Here is a 17,410-nt window from a genome sequence, read left to right as displayed (position 1 = left end):
TGCATTGTTCAGGCACGCCTTTTATGAACCGATTGGAGTATTCCAACTAAAATCCTTCGGTTATGCTTAAAGAGTTCAAGGAGTTTGCCATGCGGGGTAACGTTATCGACCTCGCGGTAGGTGTGATCATCGGCGCCGCCTTCGGCAAGATCGTTAATTCGGTGGTCAACGATATCGTCATGCCATTGCTCAACCCGGTAATGCCCGGGGGTGACTGGCGTACCATGGAGGTAGGGCCCGGCGTGAAAATCGGGGCTTTCCTGGCGGCAACGCTTGATTTTATCGTGATCGCCTTTGTGCTCTTCCTGATCGTAAAGACCATCAACCGCCTCAAAAAGAAAGAAGAAGCCAAGCCGGTTGGCCCTGCAGATCTACCTCCTGATGTGAAGCTGCTGACGGAGATCAGGGATTTGCTTCGGAATAGGGCGTAAAGGTCCCGCAGATTACGCTGATCGACGCGGATTAATCCGCCTTGAGGAATTATGGACGCTGCGTTTGTAATGAGCACGCATTTCAAGACATTACGTCTTGGTGAGGCCTTACTTTTCCTTTTTTTGACTGATCCAAGCCTATCTTTATTGAAGTAGTTAAAGCTTCATCCGCTTCGTCTCGTTTATTAGAATTGCACTTCTTTAAAGTCATTGTTTAGGATTTGATCTGCGTAAATCAGCGTGATCCGCAGGACATGCATTCCAAACCACTTTGTAACCGTTTAACACCATGATGCCGATACGCACTCACCTGCTTTCATTTTTGCACGCAAATCTCAGGGGCATTTGCGGGTAGACTATTTTGAAATAACACAAATTCGTTATAGATTCATATTCCGTTGTAGAATAGCGCAAGGGTTGTATTCCGGACCGAGCCCTAACGGTTTACCTTGTGCAGCTGATCTTCCGTCGCAGGTTGTAAGAAGCCGACGGGAGTTTTTTCTTGAAAATCACGCCGATCTGCTAAATAAATAGCCTATGATGAAGTCATTAACAGCCCTCTTCGTCCTGTGCAGTGCCATTGTGGCGACCAGCAATGCTCAGAACATTAAGATCGAGGTCATAAAACCCAGCACGCTTGGGTTATCCAAAGGCCATAATCTGGCGGTCCTGGTAGAAGTAAGCTCACAACTTGAAATTGCTGCAGTTATTGCCAAAGTCGGCACGACCCAGGTCTCCTTGACGCTCACCGATCAGCGAAATGTTTTTGGAGGAACGCTGCCTTTGACAGCACTGCAACAGGGTACGCATACCATGACGATAACAGCAACAGACATCACCAATTATGCTGTTTCAAAAGACTGGCCATTTATTTACGATACGCCGCCGATTATTGAATGGGAGGGACCTTTAGATGAAAGTACCGCAAGGTCTGAGGTAAGAGTAAAAGCGAAATGCAGAGAAGAAAACGGAACGCCCTGTACCATCAGCCTGATGGCGAAGCAGAGGAACTCGTTAGGAGGATTTGATTTTGTGAGCCACGCACCGGGTCAGATAGATGCAGATATAGACCTTTCAGACCTTGATGGTTTTACGATGGACCTGGTGGTAACTGCCACCGACCAGTATCAGGCGGTCACGGCCTCCAGAAGAATCTACATTGAATCGAGTCCTTACTTGAAGGAGGTGGCTTCTGTAGACGCCCTGATCTCGGATTTTGATGGCAATAACATAGCATACACGCGGCTGATCGATGGCATACATAAACCTGAAATATATGATTTGCAGTCGTCTGCAACCGTAACTGTTCCTGTCGACAATGATATCAGATCTTCCAGTTTAATGCTGACGTCCGAAGGGCTTCTTTTTATGAATTCCTGGGGACCTTATCTGACCAAAGGGTTGTATGCATGGAATGGCACTATGGTAAACCAGCTTACACCCGGCGATAGAAACGTCCAAAATGTGAAGATCAACGGAGATTACGCCGTGTGGATCGATCGTAATTACTTGTACTTGCGTAAATTTTCCGACGGACTTACACAAGTCGTTAGTGACAAGGGGGTATCATTGGCAGATGTTGCGCCAGATGGCACAATTACTTATACATTAAGTAATAACGTTTATGTATATAAAAACGGTGTTCATACCAGGCTCACCAATGATAGTCCGGTTTTACTGAAGAACGAATCTCCGTTGATTAGTAGTGATGGGAAGATTTTTTACGAAAAAATCGAGCCCTGTTGCGGCATTGATATCAAGTCTGCCGTTGCCATGCATGATGGTACCAGCGAAACGCTCCTGAGAGGCTACGAATTACGCGATCGTCTTTCTAAACAGGTCAACAATGGGTACATTGCCTATGGATACCCCGGTAGTCTCGGCCAGAACCAGATTTGGGTCCGACAGCCTTCAGGTGAAAGTCATCAGGTTACTTTTTATGGTACCAGCAGTACGCTTGAGCTCCTGAATCCTTCAGGAGATGTCATCACTATCAATGGCAATACGAAGACTGGCTGGATCAACGATTCCGAGTACCGGTTCAGACGGTACCTGTCTGATAAACAAGGCAATTCGAAAGAGATTTGCTCGTCGCAGGGAAAGGCCTTTTGGGCCAACGATAAATGGTATATAACCATGGGACGGACCCTGTTCATCATCGACACGGTGGCGGAAGAAAGCAGGGTGAACGATATTTCCCGGACCATAGAGTCAGATACGCCACTGTTCTTTTCCAGGGAAGATTTTACCAGCGCCTTTGAAGGTCCCGGCCAGCTGATCAGGTTATCGATCATTGAATTGCCACAGCATGGCTACCTGACACTGCCAGGTGGTGCCAAAATCACCGCTCCAGTCCAGCTCTCGAGAAGCGTATTGGATAAATTGAAATATGTTCCCGATCCAGGCTACGAAGGGGAGGACAGAATTGTATGGAACGCGTCCAATGGTGTAGCGATGCCCGATGAAGCTGCCCAGATTATTGTCAAAATCGAGAAAGAAGAGGTCGGCGTGCCGGAAGAAGAAATTGTGACAGCCGTAGCAGCGTATGCTGAAGATGATCAGTTTTCAGCTCATCCCAATCCGGCGCAAGATAAATTGACCTTGACGTTCTCACATGAAATGGCAGGGCCGATCGGCGTGACGGTCAGCAATGTGCAAGGGCAGGTCATGCTCAGCAAGATCCTTGATGAAAATGAGCTTGGCCATGAAAGAACTCATGAGCTGAACACGTCAGAATTTAGCCCTGGCATCTATCTCGTTAGGGTAGTGTCGTCGCGTCAGCTCAAAGTGAAAAAGATCGCAGTGAAGTAGAAGGTTACTCGAAGCAGAGCGTAAAGGTTCCCGCAGATAACCGCAAATAGAATTTAAAAGTTGATCTGCGTATCAGCGTGATCCGCGGGACATGCATTTATCTCCTGAACCGCTCCGCCACTACCAGGTCTTTACTGCCTGCAGAGTAGACATAAAACCCATTGCCGGATTTCACACCTTTGTGCCCGGCTTGCACCATGTTCACCAGCAGGGGACAGGGCGCGTACTTGGGATTGCCAAAGCCCTGGTGCAGTACATTGAGAATGGAAAGGCATACATCGAGCCCGATAAAATCCGCAAGCTGAAGCGGACCCATCGGATGGGCCATGCCCAGCTTCATCACCGTGTCGATCTCTTCAACACCGGCTACACCTTCGTACAATGAATAGATCGCTTCGTTGATCATGGGCATAAGAATGCGGTTGGCGATAAAGCCGGGATAGTCATTCACTTCCACAGGGATCTTGCCCAGGTCCTTCGACAGGTGCATGATCTTGTTGGTCACCGTATCGTTAGTGCTGTAACCCCTGATCACTTCTACGAGCTTCATCACCGGTACAGGGTTCATAAAATGCATCCCGATCACTTTCTCAGGACGTTTTGTAACGGATGCGATCTTGGTAATGGAAATGGACGATGTGTTGGTGGCCAGGATCACGTCTGGTGCGCACGCTTCGTCGAGGTCTTTGAAGATCTTCAGCTTCAGGTCAACGTTCTCGGTAGCGGCTTCCACCACCAGGTCAACGCCATTCACGCCGGCCTTCACATCGCTGTAAGTGGTAATGTTCCGCAGCGCAGCTTGCTTCACGTCTTCTGTAATGGCCTGCTTGGCCAGCTGCCGGTCCAGGTTCTTTTCAATGGTGGCCATCGCCTTCTTCAGCGCCTCGGCAGAAACATCAATGAGATTAACTTTATACGAAGTTTGTGCAAACACATGAGCGATACCATTCCCCATAGTGCCCGCACCGATTACTGCGATATTCTTCATAGAGGTCGTTTAGTGTGCAGCAAAGATAAAAGAAGGCGGGAAATACAAAGTATGAAATACGAGGTAGATTGAGGTACGAAATACGAGGGACGAGGTACGATCTAAAATTCAAAGCACCCATCTGCGATCAATGCTTCCGTACCTCGTACTTCGTACCTCGTATCTGGACTCTATCTTCTATTCCACAACGACCTCTTTCGCCAGCCCCATCGCATTAAATCTAATCGAAAGCTTTTTCGGAGCCTCGCCGTGTTCAGCACACTCATCGGCTGGTTCCAAAAAGTAGTAGTAGAACTTCTGGTTGCGTTTGAACAGCTCGTTGCGGTCAGGTCTTCCAAGCACTTTGATCACTTCCATCTCGTTCAGCGCCAACAGCTTGTTCTTTTCCCTTTTGATGGCATCGGCCATCGACTCACGTTTGCGCGTACAGCCGTTGCGGTCGTCTTTCCATGCCTGCGGATCTATGCCTTCAAGCTCGGGTAATGATTTGCCACAGGAGAATGTAAAAAAGGCGATCGCTGCCAGGTTAAGCCACTTGGATCTGAGCATGTTGTTTCTGAAGAGAATAAAACCAGGTAAAGGATATGATAAAATAAGAGAATGAAAGTGCGTGCAGCCACAACGGCCATCCATAGGCGTAGGTGAACAGGCTGAGCATGGCAGGATAGAGGACGATCCGGATCCATTCCGCCCATTTTACCCAGGCGCGCTGCTCGAAAAGTACGCCGCAGTTCACCACCACGATGGAGATGAGCACCGTGATAAAAATGTTTTCCTGTAAAGAGAACCGGTCAAGACCTTCAGGAGTCTTCTGGCTGAACAGGAAAAGTGAAGTGCCCGCCAGGCAAAGCACGTATTGAAAGAGCACGTACAGGTTGAGCGACAGGGGAGAAGGTGTCTCGTATTTCCGGTAGGTCGATTTATCCACCACCGGCGCCGCACGGTAGCCACCCAGTGACTCCGGCAACCATCCCGGTTTTTTGAACAGGTATCTGAAGCGGTCATACCACGAAGGGATCCGTTTGAGATCGTTGCTCATGTCCGCATAGTGGCTCATGTTGGCCCATACCGCGTTCCAGCTGTTGATGGGTTTGGTGATGCCGTAGGTCGGCTTTTCTTCCTCTTCCTGGAAAGTGCCGAACATCCTGTCCCAGATGATCAGTGACCCTGCGTGGTTTTTGTCGATGTATTTGGGATCCCTGCCATGGTGAACACGGTGATGGGAAGGCGTGTTGAAGATGAACTCGATCCAGCGCGGAAGCTTTTTGATGGTCTCGGTGTGGATCCAGAACTGGTATAAAGTATTGAAAGCGGAGATCAGTACAAAGTCGCCGGTCTCAAAGCCGAGGAACGCAATGGGCAGGCTGAAGCCGAACGTCCAGATCACCTGCAGCGAGCTTTGACGCAGCGCCACAGAAAGATTGTAGTCTTCACTCTGATGATGCACCACGTGACCGCCCCAGAAGAGGTTCACTTCATGGCTCATGCGGTGCGCCCAGTAGTAGGCGAGGTCCACGAGCAGTATCAGCACCACAAAGTAGAGCCAGTTCCGCTCCCAAGTCATAAACGCAAAGTGTTCGAACAGGTATTGATAGACGCCCACCGCAAATAGTTTGAGGAACAATCCCGATAATTGCGAGGTTATACCACAGCTCAGGTTGGCAATGGCATCCGGCAACCGGTAAAGCTTCTGGTTTGTAAAGCGCTCCACCAGCAGCTCTATTCCGATCAGCGTGAAAAAAATCGGAATGGAAAGAACAATCGGGTTCAGGTTCACAAGTTTTCCGTTTATTTGCACCAAATTTAATAAACAAATGCTGTTAAAACTTTTCAGGGTGGTATGGTTTGTTTCCGTCCTGGCATTATTTGCCACATTGTTGTATGGATATGCCGGCTGGCAGGAGAACATGGTGATCCAGGAAGAAAGCAGCGGACAGATCTCCATGAACCGCGATGTGCTGTTTTATGTAATGCTGGCCATTTCCATCACCGTTAACGTGCTGGTATACGTCATTAAAAGCATGTACGGCAGCGCGGAAGCCTTCCGAATGTGGTTTCACGGCCTCGTTATTACCATTAACGTATTCTTCATTATCGCGCTCAGCCTCATCGGGTTATATAACAGCGCCGAAAAATTTGACTACGCCCGCATCGGCTTTGTTATTTATGGAAGCGTTACCCTGATCGTAATTTGGGCCGCGGCCTGGCCGGTATATGCATTGTATCAAAAATTTTTTCTTAAACAGTCGGTTTGATCGTTATCCGTCTAAGGTTTGTAAATCAGTAAGTTATGAATGGATAGGTAAGGTGACTTTATAGTGCGGGGAAGCGGGCGGTCCCTTGGGATGACATTAAAAATCGTTTTATTAGTGTTAATTCGCACTTTTTAAGCTCTTAATTGATTTTTTGAACTGTTTGTCTTAATTAATTCAATCCTGTAAGCGTATGGCAAAATCTGCTGCATCGGCACCTGCTATCGGTTATGATGAATCAAGCATCAAGTCGCTCGACTGGCGCGAGCATATTCGTTTGCGCCCCGGTATGTACATCGGTAAGCTCGGCGACGGCTCGTCCAAAGACGATGGGATCTACGTCCTTGTGAAAGAGGTCGTCGATAACTGTATCGATGAGCACATGATGGGGTATGGAAAAGTGATCGATGTCACCATCACCGAATCGAAAGTGATCGTGCGCGATTACGGCCGCGGCATCCCGCTCGGTAAAGTGGTGGATGTTGTGTCCAAGATCAATACCGGTGCCAAGTACGATTCGGGTGCCTTCCAGAAATCCGTGGGCTTGAACGGTGTGGGTACCAAAGCGGTGAATGCGCTGTCGAACTATTTCAAGGTGCAGGCTTTCCGCGATGGGCAGACCAAGCTTGCCGAGTTCAAAAAAGGTGTGCTGGTCAACGATCCGCGCCAGGGTAAAACAGACGAGAAGAACGGCACCCTGGTGGAGTTCGAGCCGGATGAGACCATGTTCAAACACTATCACTTCATCCCGGAATACCTGGACGACCTGATGTGGAACTATGCCTTTCTCAACGCGGGCCTCACCATCAACTATAACAACAACAAGTTCTACTCGAAAGACGGCCTGCTCGACCTGCTCCGGCAGAAGAGCAACGCCGATGACCTTCGTTATCCCATCATCCACTTCAAGGGCAACGACATCGAAGTAGCGCTCACCCACGGCAACCAGTATGGCGAAGAATACTATTCGTTCGTCAACGGCCAGAATACAACACAGGGTGGAACACACCTCGCCGCCTTCCGGGAAGGCGTGGTTCGCGGGGTTCGTGATTTCTACAAGAAAGACTTCGATGCAGCCGATATCCGCGCCAGCATCATCGGCGCCATCGCCGTACGGGTCCAGGAGCCTGTATTCGAATCACAGACCAAGACCAAGCTTGGGTCGCTCAACATGGCACCCGAAGGCGCGCTCGTTAAGAACTACGTGGGCGACTTTGTAGCGAAAGAGCTCGAGATCTACCTTCATAAAAATCCGATTACCGCCGATGCCCTGCTCAAACGTATCACCCAGTCTGAACGTGAGCGCAAGGAGATCGCCGGTATCAAAAAGCTGGCGAACGAACGCGCCAAAAAAGCCAATCTACACAACCGCAAGCTGCGGGATTGCCGGTTCCATTTCGACGATAAGAACGAAAAAGGCGCCAACAGCCAGATCTTCATCACTGAGGGAGACTCGGCCAGTGGTTCCATCACCAAGTCGCGTAGTGTAGAGACTCAGGCGGTGTTCAGCCTCCGTGGTAAGCCGCTCAACTGTTACGGGCTTACCAAAAAAGTGGTTTATGAGAACGAAGAGTTCAACCTGCTGCAGCACGCCCTGAACATCGAAGACGGCCTCGATGGCCTGCGTTATAACCAGGTGATCATCGCCACCGATGCAGACGTTGACGGCATGCACATCCGGTTGCTGCTCATGACCTTTTTCCTGCAGTTCTTTCCCGACCTGGTAAAGGCGGGCCACGTGTTCATTTTGGAGACGCCGCTTTTCCGCGTACGCAACAAGAAGGAAACCATTTATTGCTACAGTGAAGAAGAGAAGCAGAACGCCATGCAGAAGTTAGGCGGCAAAGTGGAGATCACACGCTTCAAAGGTCTCGGAGAGATCTCACCCGACGAGTTCGGCGAATTCATCGGTGAAGATATCAGGCTTCAACCCGTGCTGCTGCACGATACCAACCTGCAGCAGATCATGGAATTTTATATGGGCAAGAACACCCCTGACCGCCAGGAGTTCATCATCGATAACCTGCGGATCGAGTTGGATAAAGTTGAAAAAGGGGCCGATGATAAGATTGCCCTGGAAGAGCAGCCTGAAGATGCTGTAGCTTAAGAATACAAAACAATACATCAAGCTGATTGACTTGTTTGCAATATGAGTAAGAAAAAACCACCTGTAGGTAAACCCACCGTAGTTTCAACCGGCACGAACGGTTCTGGTACTGGCGACGCAGTACATTCCGTTGCGCTTGATGGGCTATACCAGAATTGGTTTCTTGACTATGCCTCGTATGTGATCCTTGAACGTGCCGTGCCGCGCATCGAAGACGGGTTCAAACCCGTGCAGCGCAGGATCATGCACTCCCTCAAGGAGATGGACGACGGGCGTTTTAATAAGGTGGCCAACGTCATCGGTCACTCCATGCAGTACCACCCGCACGGTGACGCCGCCATCGGAGAGGCTATTGTGAACCTCGGCCAGAAAGACCTGCTCATCGAGACCCAGGGTAACTGGGGTGATGTTAGAACCGGCGACAGCGCCGCGGCACCTCGCTACATAGAAGCGCGCCTCTCGAAGTTCGCCCTCGATGTGGTGTACAACCCGCAGACCACGGAGTGGCAATTGTCTTACGACGGCCGCAAGAAAGAGCCCGTAACGCTGCCGGTAAAATTCCCGCTGCTGCTGGCGCAAGGTGTGGAAGGTATCGCTGTAGGTTTGTCTACCAAGATCCTGCCCCACAACTTCTGCGAACTCATCAAGGCTTCTGTCGATATACTGAAGGAGAAGAAGCCCAAGATCTATCCCGACTTCCCAACCGGTGGCCTGGCCGACTTCTCGGAATACAACCAGGGCATGCGGGGAGGCAAGATCAAGGTTAGAGCAAAGATTGACATAATCGATAAAAAGACCCTGGCAATCAAAGAGATACCGTTCTCTACCACCACTACTTCTTTGATGGAATCCATCGTGAAGGCCAGTGAGAAGGGACAGATCAAGGTGAAGCAGGTAGTAGACAATACCGCCAAGGATGTTGAGATCATCATCCACCTGCAGCCGGGACAGTCGCCCGAAATTGCTATGGATGCGCTCTACGCTTTCACCGATTGCGAGATCAGTATATCGCCCAACGCCTGTGTGATCATCGAGGATAAGCCGCACTTCATGGCGGTGAACGACATCCTGAAATACAACACCACACAGACCGTTGCCCTCCTCAAAAAGGAGCTCGAGATCAGGAAAGCCGAGCTCATGGAAAAAATCCTGTTCTCATCGCTGGAGAAGATCTTCATCGAGAACCGTATCTACCGCGATATTGAAGAGGCCAAAACATGGGAAGAGGTGATCAGCCGCATTGACAAAGGCCTGAAACCCCACAAGAAGAAATTCTACCGCGAGATCACCACCGACGACATCGTGAAGCTGACCGAGATCAGGATCAAGCGGATCTCCCGTTACGACTCGTTCAAGGCCGATGAGATGCTGAAGGACCTGGAGAAGGAGCTGAAAGAAACGCAGCATCACCTCAGGCACCTGACCGAATACGCCATCGACTACTTCCAGAAGCTGCTGGAGAAATACGGCAAGGGCCGCGAACGCAAAACGGAGATCAGAAGCTTCCAGTCCGTTTCGGCTACAGAGGTAATCGCCAGCAACCAGAAGTTGTACGTGAACCGTGCTGACGGCTTCATGGGTTATGGGCTGAAACGCGACGAAAAAACAGAATACATCTGCGACTGCTCGGAGCTGGATAACGTGATCGCTATCCGGAAAGACGGTAAGGTAATGGTATCTAAGATCCAGGAAAAAGGGTTCATGGGCAAAGACATCATGTTCGCCGGCGTCTGGAAAAAGGGAGACGACCGCATGGTGTACAACGTGATCTATTCCGACGGCAAATCCGGAAGAACGTTTGCCAAACGTTTCAACCTGCCCGGCGTTACCCGCGATAAAGAGTATGACCTGACCCAGGGACACCCCAACTCGAAGCTTCATTATGTGAGTGGAAACCCCAATGGTGAAGCTGAGACCGTGGAGGTGAAGCTGAGCCCTGCCAGCACCGCCCGCAAGAAGATCTTTGAATATGATTTTTCCGAACTGGAAGTGAAGGGCAGGACCTCGAAGGGTAATACCATCACGCATTATCCCGTGCGCAAGGTTGATTTCCTGAAGGCCGGAGCATCTACGCTGAGCAAGATCAGCCTGTGGTACGATGCAGACGCAGGCCGCCTTAATAAGGATGGCCGTGGCAAGGCGCTCGGCAAATTCGATGGCGACGACCAGATCATCGCCTTCCAGCGCAATGGCTCATACAAGATCACCAACTTCGACATCGCCAACCGCTACGATCCTGAAAAGACGTTGCACGTTGAGAAGTTCAATCCCAAGAAAGCCGTCTCCGCCGTTTACGTGGATGGCGAAAGCAAACAATACATGGTGAAACGATTTATGATCGAGACCAGCACCATGGACAAGGAATTCGGCTTCATTTCAGAGGGAATCGGTTCGCGCCTGGTGGTTGTCTCCACGGCTGAAAGTCCGGAGATCGAGATGGAAGTGCAGAAGGCCAAAGACAAGCCCAAGAAGATGGAGACTGCCAGCCTCGATGAGCTGGTGGAGATCAAAGGATGGAAGGCGTTGGGCAACAGGCTTTCAGAATACAAGGTTACGAAGGTGAACCTGGTGCAGGACGAAGAGACCGGCCTGGAAGAAGGTGATGAGGATAATGACGTAGTGGAAGTGGCTGACTCGGAAAAAGAGGCGCCTCAAAAAAAAAAACTGAACCAGACCACAACCAGTGGCTCGAAGAAGGGGAGCAGTCAAGCCTCTTCGAAGCCCCGGAAAAGCCCAAGCACCAAGTCCAGCAAAGGCCAGAGCCAAAGCCAAAAATCAAAGCCGAGCAGCAAGACCTCTTCGGCCAAGAAGCCAAAAGCGAACGCCAAAGCGGCTCCGAAAAAAGTGAAGAAGGCAAAAAAGAAATAGAAAGGCCGGCGCCCATACCGAAAAAGAAACCTGACGATGAAGATAAGTCGTTCGGTGTAGGCGAAACCATAGAGCTCGACCTCTGATGGAATGGTTCACAGTCCACCACAGACCACACTGCGGTGGACTGTCGACTGTGGACCGTGGACTTCTACACCATTAGAAAATCATTAGGAATTCGCTCAAAAACCCCTTAACTTGGGTACATGAAGTGCCTTTGTCTGATGTCTGCGGCAATGCTCCTGATACCAGCGGTCTGCGCTGCTCAGGAGGATATCGAAAGCATGGTCGCCCAGGGAAAGGTAACGGATGCCAAAACCAACAAAGGCGTTAAAGCATCCATTCATTATAGCAGTATCCCTACCGGTAGCATCAACGGAAAGTTCAACGACAGCACTTACTCATTCGAGATCTTCGGCACGGCACGTTACCAGATCACAGCGGAGGCCAAGGGATACAATCCCAGAACGGTCATTGTCGATCCGGAAGATATCAGCGAAGGCCATCGCATCCAGCGTGATATCAGGCTGACCCCGGCAGGTGAGACCATCCGCCTCAATCACCTTATTTTCCCCCAGGGCAAATCCGTGATCGCCGAAAGCTCGTACGATGAGCTCGACGAGATCGCGCAGATGATGATGGAGAATGAGCGCATCATGATCCAGCTCGAAGGACACACCGATAGCCAGGGCAATGCCAAAGGCAACATGAAGTTATCACAGAAAAGGGTAGAGGCCGTGAAGAATTACCTGGTGAGCAAAGGAGTTTCCAAGAACAGGATCAAAACAAAAGCGTTCGGAGGTACCCAACCACTGGGCAATGAAATGACAGATGAAGACCGCGCCCGCAACCGCCGCGTTGAAATGCGGATCCTGAAAGATTAAATATCCAGGGGTTTCAACCCATGGCCACCGTGATCGTGATCAAGGTTTCACCGCACCATGCATCCCCGTCTCAGGGCTACCGTTTCTCGCCGACACTGCCTGCTCAGTTTCCCAGGCATCCCAGTATTTCTGAAGGCGCTCAACCTCCTCACCAAGACAGGGATAAACATTGGCTAAGCTTGCCGGAACGCGTGGCTGAATTCCATTGGCTAATTCATACGTAGTGATGCCTCCGCTCCACTCGAAGTGCGCGGGATCGTAAGGTGATCTCCAGCGGCCTCCCCAGCGAAGTCCCAGTCTCTCGCCGGCAACACCGATCTTTTTCCAGAGCACCTGGTCATCCCACAGCGCAATAGAGTTAACAACGGGTACCACATCAACGGCAAGGCCATACTGATGTTTTGATTTACCACCTTTTGAGCGTGTATACTTGCGGCCCATGCCAAAATACTCGGCTTGTTTGGCGTGTGTTCTGAATGATTCCACCACGGCGAGTTCAATTCCCTGGGCCTTGCAAACACGAATGAGCTCCACGATCTTATCTCTGAAATAGGGGTGAAGCGAGTTCAGATCGGCGATCATGGGAAGACTGCCCCGGTCTTTGCCGTAGGTAAAATTTTCCACAATGTTCCAGCTTCTCCAGGCATTTTCTGTATCCCATACGCGGGAGTGATTGATGCCCGAAACCAGGTTTGCAGTATCAAATACAATTGAATTATCTAAAAGCGACGACAGATAGTGTTCTCCTTTGGAAAACGGCCGGTTCTTTTGTGCAAATGAATGGATGGCCAGGCTCGAGAGCAGGAGGAGGGCCATAGTCTTTAATCTCATATCGCTGATAACAGTGATCGGGGTTGTTAATTCCGGGCAGGCAGCAAATGTAAGCCGGCAACCAGCCATTATCGACGCTGCATAAGCACACTACAATAGCTGAATGTCTATCCCGCCCTGGGTTTTAAAGTCGCGAAGATAGGCGTTGTCCCCCAATAAAAAAAGCCGCCCCTTTGGACGGCTTCATGTATCTTGTCTTTGCAAATCAGAGCCCTTAACTGATTGGTATTCTTCAACCTCTCCTGACTCCTGGCTCCTTACTTCTGGCTTCTTTTTACTCCCCACCTTTCGATTCAAGCTCCTTGCTCATCGCATCATACTTCGCTTTCACCGTTTCATCGGAGGCCAGTGATTTTTTAATGGCATTGAAGGCTTTCAGGCCAACGTATTCTTTGGCAAGCGCCTGGTAGGTGTTATTGATCCGGGTCGTTTCCTCTTTTCTTTTAGCCGCAACATCATTCACAAACTTAATCTCTTCCGGTGTCGCTTTGGCTTCGGTAAGCTTTGCCTGGTCATTGGCTATCTTGAACAACTCATTGTAACGCGCTACGCTCATCACGGTGTTTTTCTGTACCATCTCTGCGATAATATCCTGAAGTGTTGCCTGCATGCCTTTCACTGAATCCATGGTAATGGCATACTTCTTCAGATCTTCATCGTTAAAAGATTGGGATGCTGTCTGTGCCTGGCTCATGGTGACAGCAAAGACGAACATGACCGGCAGAAAAATTTTCAAACGTTTCATAGGTAATACTTTTTGGTTATAGTGTAATTCTTATGAATCAGAATTATAAAAACATTATAGGAAAAACACAAAAAAAATCAGGCCCGGAAACGTTTTCGGAACTGATGAAAAAATAGAAAAGCCACCCGGAATAATCCAGGTGGCCATAATGTTGGTTAATGAGAATGCTCAACTAAGCGGGCACACGGGCATGCGGAGCGCCGGCGAGGATCTCTTCATTGGCGTTAGCAGAGAATTTTTCGAAATTCTTGATGAACGCATTGGCAAGGAAATTCGCCTTGTTATCATAAGCGTCTTTATCAGACCATGTGTTCCTGGGATTCAGGATCTCGGACGGCACATTCGGGCAGGTAGCCGGCATCGCCAGACCAAATACATCATGGATCTCGTAGCTGACATTGTCAAGCTCGCCATTCAGGGCAGCAGTGATCAGGGCGCGTGTATGTTTCAGGCTCATACGTTTGCCAACGCCATAAGCGCCGCCTGACCAGCCGGTGTTAACGAGCCATACGTTGACCTTCGCATCTTTCATTTTTTTGCTCAGCATTTCAGCGTACTTAGTAGGATGAAGCGGCATGAAGGGAGCGCCGAAACATGCGGAGAAGGTCATGGTAGGTTCGGTAACATCTGCTTCTGTTCCAGCAACCTTGGCGGTATAACCACTGATGAAGTGAAACGCTGCCTGGCCCGGTGTAAGCTTCGAGATGGGAGGAAGCACGCCGTAAGCATCGCAGGTCAGGAAGAAGATATTTCTCGGATTGATGCCGAAGGAGGGTGTGGCGATGTTGCTGATATGCTCGATGGGATAGCTCACCCGTGTATTTTCGGTGCGGCTGCCATCCTTATAATCCACTTCCGTGGTTCCCGCTTTATAGCCCACGTTCTCCAGCAGCGCGCCTTTTTTAATGGCGTGGTAGATGTCGGGTTCTTTTTCCTCAGAGAGATCGATGGTCTTGGCATAACATCCGCCTTCAAAATTAAAGATCACATTGTCGGCGGTCCAGCCATGCTCGTCGTCACCGATCAGCTTCCGGTTGGGATCAGCCGAAAGTGTTGTTTTACCGGTGCCTGAGAGGCCGAAGAAGATGGCGGTGTCACCTTTCTCGCCGGTGTTGGCGGAGCAGTGCATGGAAAGCACGCCCTTCTGTTGCGGCAGCACGAAATTGAGGGCTGTGAAGACACCTTTTTTGATCTCGCCGGTGTATCCGCTGCCGCCGATGAGGATGATCTTACGCTTAAAGTCGATGATAGAGAAGTTGTGCTGGCGCGTGCCGTCCTCTTCAGGGTTAGCCTTGAAGCCCGGTGCGTTCAGGATCATCCACTCGGGAGAGAAGCTCAGCAGCTCCTTCTCTGTAGGTCTGATGAACATGTTATAGGTGAACAGGTTCGACCATGCATATTCGTTGATCACCCTGATGTTCATCCGGTAACGCCAGTCGGCACAGGCAAAGACATCGCGTACAAAGAACTCCTTGCCCTCAAAGTACCGGATCATCTTGATATACAATTGATCGAACCTGGCGGCATCAAAAGGGATATTGAAGTTATTCCACCAGACGGTTTTGTCCGTCACTTCATCCCTTACCGTGAACTTGTCTTTGGGTGATCGTCCCGTAAACTCTCCGGTATCTACAGCAATTGCTCCGCTGCTCGTCATCGTAGCCTGCCCCGCCTGGACGGCCATCTCCGCCAGGCGCTCCGGTGACAGGTTCCAGTGTGCTTTACCATCGGAAATACCCAGGTCCTTAACCGAGGCATGAGCCGGTTTTGTTCCTAATTCTAACATGTGTGTTTGGGTTAATGAGTTAAGCAAAGATACTAAATTTATGCCATTTCAAACGTTTGCAAAGAGCTTTTTTCTATTTTTGGCCTGTGTAAGCCGGCTTGCGAATGTGACTTAATCACCCTACTTTGAGCCGCGATTAAAATATTATTACGCGATCCCGGATTACGCTAAATGAAAGAATACCTGAATGAGTTTTGACAGAAGTTTCTTTGGTCATCCACGCGGGCTGGCCACCTTGTTTTTTACTGAAATGTGGGAGCGTTTTAGCTACTATGGCATGCGGGCACTGCTGCTTTTATTCATGGTTGCTTCTGTTGAAAAGGGCGGAATGGGATTTGACGACAAGACCGGCGGCGCTATTTATGGACTTTATACCATGTTCGTTTACCTGCTCGCGTTGCCGGGAGGTTGGCTGGCCGACCGTTACTTTGGACTGCGCAAAGCAGTCTTCTACGGCGGATGCATCATAGCCCTCGGACACTTTTGCCTGGCCTTTCCCTTCATTGAAACGTTTTTCCTTGGACTGCTCCTCATTGTTACAGGCACCGGGTTGCTCAAGCCCAACATCAGCAGCATGGTAGGCGCACTGTATCCTCCTGCAGAGCAGGCCAAGCGAGATGCCGGCTTCTCTATCTTTTACATGGGCATCAACATCGGCGCATTCATTGCACCTTTCATCACTGGCTATCTCGGCGAGAACATCAACTGGCACTACGGTTTTGCCGCAGCAGGTATTGGTATGGTGCTCGGCATCATTCAGTATAAGGCTACGGAAAAAAGTCTTGGCGATGCGGGCCTCCATCCGAGCCGCCTTCCTGACAAAGCGCAGCAGCAACAACGTGAGAGCAACATCCGCAAGGGCCTGTGGGCGGGAGGTGTGCTACTGACTGCGTTGGTCGTTTTGATGATGACAGGCACGATCACCATCAACCCCGTTGTGTTTGCTGGTGTTTCCGGTGTTGTCATCGCTGCCAGTGTGGTGATCTACTTCACCTATGTTTTTGTAGCCGAGAACCTTGACGCTTCCGAGAAGAAGAAGATCGTGGCCGTCTGCATCCTGTTTCTGGCCGCTACGGCATTTTATGCGGGCTTTGAAGGGCAGGGCTCTTCGCTCAACCTGTTTGCCGAACGCTACACCGATATGTTCGTAGGGAGCTTCGAGATGCCTGCCAGCTGGATGCAGGCCGTGCCCCCGATCTTTGTGGTCATCTTTGTGCCGGTGTTTGCCTGGCTCTGGGTGTGGCTCGCGCAACGCAAGCTCAACCCGTCGACACCGGTGAAGTTGTCACTGGGCCTGATCTTTATGGCGTTAGGATATGTGATCATGATCGGGGCCTCCCTGATCGTGATCCGGGGAGAGAAGCCGTTGCCAACGTGGCTGACCATGACCTATCTCATGCTTACGTTCGGTGAGATCTGCCTGTACCCGATCGGCCTGAGCGCAGTTTCAAAGCTGGCGCCACAGCGGCTCGTAGGCCAAATGATGGGCGTTTTCTTCATGGCGCTGGCGCTGGGCAACCTCATCGCGGGATTGTTTGCCGGGCAGTTCGACAACGAATCCATTGCCGCCAATCCGCAGTTGCTGGTAGACCTCTTCGGCCTGGTGGTGAAGATCACGCTGATCGCCGGAGCCGTAGTGCTGATCTTCAGCAAACCCATCCGCAAGCTGATGGGCGACGTCCGTTAGGACCTTTGACAGAACTCATT

At 50.3% G+C, this 17,410-nt stretch carries 13 protein-coding genes; 7 read left to right on the top strand and 6 right to left on the bottom strand.

Annotation, left to right across the window (positions count from 1 at the left end; translation table 11 throughout):
- Nucleotides 1–62: 62 nt before the first annotated feature.
- A complete protein-coding gene (gene mscL / locus KK083_RS08600; RefSeq protein WP_254162494.1) occupies nt 63–431 on the top strand; it encodes a large conductance mechanosensitive channel protein MscL in 369 nt (122 codons plus the stop codon).
- A 537-nt stretch (nt 432–968) separates the two neighbouring features.
- On the top strand, nt 969–3,242 hold the full coding sequence (locus KK083_RS08595) for a T9SS type A sorting domain-containing protein (protein WP_254162492.1): 2,274 nt from the start codon (nt 969–971) through the stop codon (nt 3,240–3,242).
- Between the two features lie 97 nt (nt 3,243–3,339).
- On the opposite strand, the gene KK083_RS08590 is transcribed toward KK083_RS08595, so the two are convergent.
- The 3 genes from KK083_RS08590 to KK083_RS08580 form a co-directional block, all read right to left on the bottom strand.
- A complete protein-coding gene (locus tag KK083_RS08590) occupies nt 3,340–4,230 on the bottom strand; it encodes a 3-hydroxybutyryl-CoA dehydrogenase (protein WP_254162490.1) in 891 nt (296 codons plus the stop codon).
- Nucleotides 4,231–4,407: 177 nt separating this feature from the next.
- A complete protein-coding gene (locus KK083_RS08585; protein WP_254162488.1) occupies nt 4,408–4,779 on the bottom strand; it encodes a hypothetical protein in 372 nt (123 codons plus the stop codon).
- On the bottom strand, nt 4,757–6,007 hold the full coding sequence (locus KK083_RS08580) for a sterol desaturase family protein (protein ID WP_254162487.1): 1,251 nt from the start codon (nt 6,005–6,007) through the stop codon (nt 4,757–4,759). Before KK083_RS08580 ends, KK083_RS08585 begins: the two co-directional genes overlap by 23 nt.
- 37 nt (nt 6,008–6,044) lie before the next feature.
- Between KK083_RS08580 and KK083_RS08575 the strand changes: the two genes are divergently transcribed.
- The 4 genes from KK083_RS08575 (at nt 6,045) to KK083_RS08560 (ending at nt 12,341) form a co-directional block, all read left to right on the top strand.
- Nucleotides 6,045–6,485 carry a hypothetical protein gene (locus tag KK083_RS08575; RefSeq protein WP_254162485.1) on the top strand — a complete coding sequence of 147 codons (441 nt, stop codon included), beginning with the start codon at nt 6,045–6,047 and terminating at the stop codon, nt 6,483–6,485.
- Nucleotides 6,486–6,675: 190 nt separating this feature from the next.
- A complete protein-coding gene (locus KK083_RS08570; RefSeq protein ID WP_254162483.1) occupies nt 6,676–8,589 on the top strand; it encodes a DNA topoisomerase IV subunit B in 1,914 nt (637 codons plus the stop codon).
- Nucleotides 8,590–8,631: 42 nt separating this feature from the next.
- The gene (locus tag KK083_RS08565) at nt 8,632–11,457 is read left to right on the top strand and encodes a DNA gyrase/topoisomerase IV subunit A (RefSeq protein ID WP_254162481.1); all 2,826 of its coding nucleotides are present in this window, start codon (nt 8,632–8,634) and stop codon (nt 11,455–11,457) included.
- A 206-nt stretch (nt 11,458–11,663) separates the two neighbouring features.
- Nucleotides 11,664–12,341, top strand: a complete 678-nt coding sequence (locus tag KK083_RS08560; protein ID WP_254162479.1) for an OmpA family protein — start codon at nt 11,664–11,666, stop codon at nt 12,339–12,341.
- Between the two features lie 39 nt (nt 12,342–12,380).
- Here the strand turns inward: KK083_RS08560 and KK083_RS08555 are convergent, their stop codons facing one another.
- The 3 genes from KK083_RS08555 to pckA form a co-directional block, all read right to left on the bottom strand.
- Complete coding sequence (locus KK083_RS08555; RefSeq protein ID WP_254162477.1) at nt 12,381–13,157, bottom strand: M15 family metallopeptidase; 777 nt, start codon at nt 13,155–13,157, stop codon at nt 12,381–12,383.
- 289 nt (nt 13,158–13,446) lie between these two features.
- Nucleotides 13,447–13,917 carry a hypothetical protein gene (locus tag KK083_RS08550; RefSeq protein WP_254162475.1) on the bottom strand — a complete coding sequence of 157 codons (471 nt, stop codon included), beginning with the start codon at nt 13,915–13,917 and terminating at the stop codon, nt 13,447–13,449.
- A gap of 172 nt (nt 13,918–14,089) precedes the next feature.
- On the bottom strand, nt 14,090–15,703 hold the full coding sequence (pckA, locus tag KK083_RS08545; protein ID WP_254162473.1) for a phosphoenolpyruvate carboxykinase (ATP): 1,614 nt from the start codon (nt 15,701–15,703) through the stop codon (nt 14,090–14,092).
- Between the two features lie 187 nt (nt 15,704–15,890).
- Between pckA and KK083_RS08540 the strand changes: the two genes are divergently transcribed.
- Nucleotides 15,891–17,390 carry a peptide MFS transporter gene (locus KK083_RS08540; protein WP_254162471.1) on the top strand — a complete coding sequence of 500 codons (1,500 nt, stop codon included), beginning with the start codon at nt 15,891–15,893 and terminating at the stop codon, nt 17,388–17,390.
- Nucleotides 17,391–17,410 lie beyond the last annotated feature (20 nt).

The organism is Chryseosolibacter histidinae (genome assembly GCF_018598225.1).
Classification (GTDB): domain Bacteria; phylum Bacteroidota; class Bacteroidia; order Cytophagales; family Cyclobacteriaceae; genus Chryseosolibacter; species Chryseosolibacter histidini.
The sequence above is the reverse complement of the archived record's forward strand: the minus strand, read 5'-3'. Positions and strand labels throughout refer to the sequence as shown.